This is a genomic window from Streptomyces sp. NPDC058964 (assembly GCF_042741275.1).
Lineage (GTDB): Bacteria > Actinomycetota > Actinomycetes > Streptomycetales > Streptomycetaceae > Streptomyces.
Window position 1 is genome coordinate 1 of sequence record NZ_JBHYKH010000533.1, and the last position, 6,059, is coordinate 6,059.

At 76.3% G+C, this 6,059-nt stretch carries 7 protein-coding genes; 1 reads left to right on the top strand and 6 read right to left on the bottom strand.

Features of this window, described 5'->3' with window-relative positions:
• From ACFW2E_RS39355 to ACFW2E_RS39380, 6 genes are all read right to left on the bottom strand, one after another.
• Positions 1-660: dihydrodipicolinate synthase family protein (locus tag ACFW2E_RS39355; protein ID WP_384474621.1), on the bottom strand; the 660-nt coding region annotated here is incomplete at its 3' end.
• Positions 661-740: 80 nt separating this feature from the next.
• A complete protein-coding gene (locus ACFW2E_RS39360; RefSeq protein WP_384474623.1) occupies positions 741-2,144 on the bottom strand; it encodes an NAD(P)/FAD-dependent oxidoreductase in 1,404 nt (467 codons plus the stop codon).
• Positions 2,137-2,436 carry a (2Fe-2S)-binding protein gene (locus ACFW2E_RS39365; RefSeq protein ID WP_384474626.1) on the bottom strand — a complete coding sequence of 100 codons (300 nt, stop codon included), beginning with the start codon at positions 2,434-2,436 and terminating at the stop codon, positions 2,137-2,139. The genes ACFW2E_RS39360 and ACFW2E_RS39365 overlap by 8 nt, the downstream gene beginning before the upstream one ends.
• Entirely contained in the window at positions 2,433-3,593 is a 1,161-nt protein-coding gene (locus ACFW2E_RS39370; RefSeq protein ID WP_384474629.1) for an NAD(P)/FAD-dependent oxidoreductase, read from the bottom strand. The genes ACFW2E_RS39365 and ACFW2E_RS39370 overlap by 4 nt, the downstream gene beginning before the upstream one ends.
• Before the next feature lie 53 nt (positions 3,594-3,646).
• Positions 3,647-4,495, bottom strand: coding sequence for a hypothetical protein (locus tag ACFW2E_RS39375; RefSeq protein WP_384474632.1), 849 nt, complete (start codon positions 4,493-4,495; stop codon positions 3,647-3,649).
• Between the two features lie 81 nt (positions 4,496-4,576).
• A complete protein-coding gene (locus tag ACFW2E_RS39380; RefSeq protein WP_384474635.1) occupies positions 4,577-4,927 on the bottom strand; it encodes a hypothetical protein in 351 nt (116 codons plus the stop codon).
• 204 nt (positions 4,928-5,131) lie between these two features.
• Here ACFW2E_RS39380 and ACFW2E_RS39385 point away from each other — a divergent pair, with 204 nt between their 5' ends.
• Positions 5,132-5,572, top strand: a complete 441-nt coding sequence (locus ACFW2E_RS39385; RefSeq protein WP_384474638.1) for a GNAT family N-acetyltransferase — start codon at positions 5,132-5,134, stop codon at positions 5,570-5,572.
• The last annotated feature ends 487 nt before the right edge of the window (positions 5,573-6,059 follow it).

The window sequence follows — 6,059 nt, forward strand, 5'->3', positions numbered from 1 at the left end:
CGGGGCGCGGGCGGCGGGCCGGGGCGGCGGCCCCCCCCCCCCCCCCCCGGGGCCCCCCCCCACGCCCAGTACCCCCACCCCGTCGCCGGCCCCCAACAACCGCGCGCGCTCGGGGGCGAGTTCGGCCAGCCGGTAGGCGCGGCGGACATCACCCGAGAACTCCTTCACACCGTGGATGTGCCCCTCGCCGTGCAGCCTCGCGAGCAGTTCGGGGACGAGGTCGACCTTGGTGTCGATCGGGTTGTTGTACGCCACCACCGGCAGGCCCGCCCTCGCGACCTCGGCGTAGTGGGCGAGCACGGACCGCTCGTCGGCGCGGTAGGAGTTGGGCGGCAGCAGCATCACGGACGCGCAGCCCGCCTCGGCCGCCTGCTCGGCCCAGCGGCGGGCCTCGGCCGAGCCGTAGGCGGCGACGCCGGGCATCACCCGCGCTCCGCCGATCGCGGCCACGGCCGTCTCGACGACCCCGGCGCGCTCCTCGGCGGTGAGCACCTGGTACTCGCCCAGCGAGCCGTTCGGTACGACACCGTCGCAGCCGTTGCCGACCAGCCAGGCGCAGTGCTCGGCGTAGGCGTCGAAGTCGACGGTGAGGTCCTCGCGCAGCGGGATCGCGGTGGCGACCAGGACACCGCGCCAGGGGCGGCTCTCCGGGAGGGTCATGAGTGGTCCCCAATCCAATAGTGTGTGACATATTACTGACCTCCGGAGGTCACCGGAAGGCCACCGGACACGGCCGGCGTTCAGCCCGGCGGTTCCTCGTCCTGCCCGGCGAGCACCCCCAGGGGCACCGGCCGGGCCAGCGGTCGCCGTGTCGGAGCGAACGGGCACCCGGTGAGCCCGGCGACCGCGGGGCCGCACATCCGGCCCTGGCACCAGCCCATTCCGGCCCGGGTGAGGAGCTTCACGGTGCGCAGGTCCCCGGCGCCGAGTCCGCCCACGGACGCCCGCACCTCAGCGGCGGTGACCTCCTCGCAGCGGCACACGACCGTGTCGTCCGTGACCCGGTCCGCCCACCCCGCGGGCGGTTCGTACGCCGCTTCGAGCGCCGCGGAGAACGCCCGGAGCCGGGTCCGGGCGCGGGCGGCGGCGGCCCAGGCGCGCGGATCGGGCCGGATGCCGTGGAGGCGTGCGGCGATCGAGCGTCCGGCGATGTGCCCCTCGGCGAGGGCGAGCCTCGCACCGCCGATCCCGGTGGCCTCCCCGGCCGCCCAGACGCCGGGGACGTCGGTGCGCTGCTCCTCGTCCACGTCGACGGCCGTGCCGCTCAGCCGGCAGCCCAGCGTCCCGGCCAGGTCGGTGTGCGGCAGCATGCCGTGCCCGACGGCCAGGGTGTCGCAGCGGATGCGGTGCGCGCCGGCGGGCCGGATCCGCCCGTCCGCGTCCAGCGCCGCGACGGTCACCGCCTCCAGACGGTCCGCGCCGTGCGCCTCGAGCACGGCGTGGCGGGCGAGGGTGCGTACCCGGTGGCGCAGCAGCCGGGCCGCGTACCCGGCGCCCTCGGCGAGCTTTCCGGGCTGCGCGGCCAGGGCGTACGGCCGCCGCAGGAGGGCACCGGGGGAGGCGGACTCGACGAGCGCGGCCACGCGCGCGCCGGCCGCCGCGAGCCCCGTCGCCACGGGCAGCAGCAGCGGCCCCGTCCCGGCGACGACGGCGGTGCGCCCCGGCAGCGCCAGCCCGCCCTTGAGCATGGCCTGCGCCCCGCCGGCGGTGACGACTCCCGGGAGGGTCCAGCCCGGGAAGGGCAGCACCTTCTCGTAACCGCCGGTGGCGAGCAGAACGGCGTCCGCGCGCACCGCGACACCCTCCTCCTCGGCGGGGCCGCGCAGCGCGTGGACGGTGAAGGACGCGGATCCGGAGTGCCGCTCCATGCACCAGACATGGTGGTCCGTCAGATGGTTCAGGCGGCCCGCCGCGATGTGCAGATCGAGGCCGGCACGCAGCCGCTCCCAGGTCCGCCACTCGTGATGGAGGGCCCGCGGGCGGCGCGCGCCGAACGCGACGGCGGGCTGCCGGTAGAACTGCCCGCCCGCCTCTTCGGCGGCGTCCAGGACGGTGACCCGGACTCCGCGCGCGGCCGCCGCCAGCGAGGCGGCGAGGCCCGCCGGGCCCGCCCCGACCACGGCGAGGCGCGGTCGCTCAGCCATCGTGGCCCGTCCCCTCCTGTGTGCGGATCGTGTCGCCCGGTCGCAGAGGAACCAGGCAAGCCCGCTGGTTCGGGCGGCCGTTGACGGTCACCAGGCAGTCGAAGCACACTCCGATGCCGCAGAAGACCCCGCGCGGACGGCCGCCGCGACGCGTGGTGCGCCATGCGGTCACACCCGACGCCCACAGCGCGGCGGCGACCGTCTGGCCGGGCAGTGCCTCGATCGTCCGGTCGTCGAAGGTGACCGTGAAGGCGGGCCCCGGTCGGGCACCGGCCAACTCCAGCGGATTCACCGGCTGTTCACCTCGTCTCCGTGGAATCGCTCCGGCCGGAACGGCGCGAGGTCCAGCTCCGGCCTTCCTCCGCTCAGCACCTGCGCGATCAGATGCCCGGTGCCGGTGGCGAGTCCGATGCCCGCGCCCTCGTGCCCGCACGCGTGGAACAGTCCGGGCACGCGCGGGTCGGGGCCGATCGCGGGCAGGTGGTCGGGCAGATAGGGCCGGAAACCCGCGTACGTGCGCAGCGCGCGCACCCGCGCCAGGAACGGGAACAGCCGGGTCGCACCGGCCGCCAGCGCCCGTACGGCCGGCAGCGAGAACGACCGGTCGAAGCCGACCCGTTCGCGGCTCGCGCCGATCAGGACCGGACCCGCGGCGGTGCCCTCGACGACCGGCGAGGTCTTCAGCGCGGCCGAGTCGCTCGCCACGTCGGCCACGTAGTCCGCCGCGTAGACCTTGTGCCGGATCAGCCGGGGCAGCGGCTCGGTGACCAGGACGAAGCCGCGCCGGGGGAGTACCGGCAACCGGACGCCGGCCAGGGCGGCCAGCTCGCCGCCCCAGGTCCCGGCGGCGTTCACCACGGCCGGCGCGTGGATCGCGCCGTGGTCCGTGCGGACGCCGAGCACCTCCCCGCCCCGCGTGCGCAACACCGCCGTCACGGTCCGGCCGGTGAGCAGGCGGGCGCCCGAGGCGCGCACCAGGTGGGCGGCGGCCAGGGCCGGCATGACCTGGGCGTCCTGCGGATAGCGCACGCCGCCCGTGAGGCCGGGCCTCAGGCGGGGTTCCAGCTCGTGGAGGCGGCCCTCGTCCACCGTCTCCGCCTCGACCCCGGCGGCCCGCTGACCGGCCGCGAACTTCTCGAGGGCGGAGAGTCCTCCGGAGGTTTCGGCGACGACGACACCGCCCTTGGGCTCGTACTCGATCGCGTCCCCGGCCTCCCGCGCCAGCCCGGCCCACAACCGGCCCGACAGCAGGGCGAGTTCCAGCTCCGGGCCCGGTTCCTTGTCCGAGACGAGCAGGTTCCCCTCGCCGGCGCCGGTGGTGCCGCCGGCCACGGGCCCGCGGTCCACCACGACCACGCCGAGTCCCGCCCGCGCCGCGTACAGCGCACAGGCCGCGCCCACCATCCCGGCCCCGACCACCACGACATCGCAGGTCAGTCGATTCCCCACGCCAGTACTATGTCACATGCCGCAGTCTCTGGGGAGGGTCGCGCAGGGGAGGGTCAGTCGAACTGGCTCGGATTCGAGGTCGGGGTCTTCCCGGAGAGGACGTCCTGCAGGCGCTGGGCTCCGGCCTCCACCGCCATCAAGGTGCTGGGGTGATCGGCGCCCGACGGGCCGCCGTTGGTGAGCGCGGCCCCGGAGGCGCCGACGCGGAGCGCGGTGACGTCCTGGGTGAGCGTGACGGGGTTCCCGTCGGCCGTGCCCTGCACCGTGACCGTCAGCCCCTGACGGGCATCGCCCACCTTGGGCAGGGGGAGCTCGACGACCTGGACCGTCCGCTTGCTGCCGTCGGAGGCGGTCACGGTGAACTGCGCGCACTTCTGCGGGAGGGACTTGATCCAGTCCAGGGACTTCGTGAGCGAGTCCTTGCCGTAGTCGCCGACCTGGTACAGCAGCCGGTAGTCGGCCGCGGTGAAGCCGGTGAGCGCCGACGCCCCGGTCGCCCGGCCCAGCAGGGTGTCGGAGTACATGCCGTCGATCAGCTTCTGGCACTCGGCGGCGTTGGCCTTCCCGCTGAGGAACTGGGCGACGTCGACCTTGCCGACGAGCAGCTCGTTGCGCCAGGTCGCCGCGTTGTTGGCCTGACTCCAGTCGTCCTCGATGTCGGCCGCGGTGATCAGCGCGGCCTTCGCGCCGGGCCCGGTCAGGGCGGGGGTGGCGGACGGGGACGACGGGCGCTCGGCCGCGGGTGTGACGGACGCGGCCTCCGGGGACCCGCCGCCGCCCGAGCAGGATGCCGTGGCGAGCAGCGCCCCTGCCGCCAGGGCCGGGGCGAGGACTCGTGCGGGACGGGACGGACGGTTCATCGCGGCGGCCTCCTGGTGACGCGGTACGTCCTCCCACGCCACCACCGGTCACCTCGGCCGACCAGTGCACCAGGCCCGTTCGGGTGAGGGGCCGCGCGGGGCGCTCGCACCGCGCGGGGGCGCTCACGCCGGGCGGCCGCCCGTTCCGGGCGGGCCCGGCCGACGGTGACGCAGGTGGCGGCCGTGTCCCGGGCGGGGCGGCGACGGCAGTGCGGCGCGGCCGGCGCGTTCCGGGGTCGTCACCTCGACCCGTCGTCCACCGCAGCGCGGGCACACCGCGTCCGAGAGGGGCGACCGTACCGCCCGGCCCGCCTCGTCGACGTACTCCTGGGTGTCCAGCGAGGTCGGATCGGTGAAGAACACCACCTGGAAGACCGCCTGCCAGACGTGGCCGCAGTCCGCGCAGGCGAACACGAACGTCTCGGGCACGGCCCCCGGTATCCGGCCGGCCCCGGGCTGTGGCTCGTCCGCCATCGGATCCGGCTCCCTTCCGCACACGTCGGCCGGCTTCCAGCGCACCCTCCCGCCCGCCGCGCGGCAACTCGGGCGGCGTCGGCGTACGCCCACAGCGCCGGATGGCCGGTGACGCGGTGCACGGCGCAGTCGCCGACCCGTCCGGACGAGGCGCGGGGCGAGCGGGCGGCATCGTGAAGCACCCGGCCTGACATGATCGGCACCATGGCCCCGCACATCGTCCCCGCCGACGTCACGGACATCCAGCAGGTCCTCGCGGACCACGACCGCTACTGGGGCGGGCGCGACCTGCGCGGGCTGCATCTCCCGGCGCTGGTCCACGAGTTCGGCTCCACCTGCCTGGTCGCCCGTGACGAGGACGGCATCCGCGGATACGTCATCGGCTTCGTCACCCCGGACCGGACCGGCTACGTCCACCTGATCGCCACCCGGGACGACACCCGGGGCACCGGTCTGGGCCGCGCCCTGTACACCGCCTTCGCGGACGCGGCCCGCGGACAGGGGGCGGTCCGGCTCAAGGCGATCACGACCGTCGGCAACGAGGGCTCGGCCGCCTTCCACCGCAGCCTGGGCTTCGAAGTGCGGGTCGAGGAGGAGTACAACGGGCCGGGGCAGCCCCGGGTCGTCTTCACACGGGACCTGTAAGCGCCTTCGCCGCCGTGGGGGGGGGCGACACGCCCCCCCCCCCCCCCCCCCCGGGCCCCCCCCCCCCCCCCCCCCCCCGGGGGGGCGCCCCAACCCCCCCCGCCCCCCCCGGGCCCGCCCGCGCCGCTGCGGGCCCCGCCCCGGGCTGGGGGGGGGGCGCCCCGCGGCTGCGACGGACCAGAGGTGACCGGGCCCCGCACGTCGCCTCACCGCCGGGCCGGCCGGCGTGGGGCGGAGCGACGGACGGATCGCGTGCGCTCGGTTTGCGCCCGGTCCCGGTTCGACGGCGGTTGCCGGGGTGGGGCGCGGGTTGCGGCGGTGATGGGTCGACGGGTCGCCGTTGGTGTCGTATCGCCGATTGGGCGGACGGGGCGGGTGCGCCAGGCCGGGGGCCGACCGGCCCGGGACGCCCGGCGTCGGCCCGTGCGACGGGGCTGGAGTCGCGGCCGTCGCGAGGGGGCAGCAGGCTGCGGTGCGGGGTCGGTGC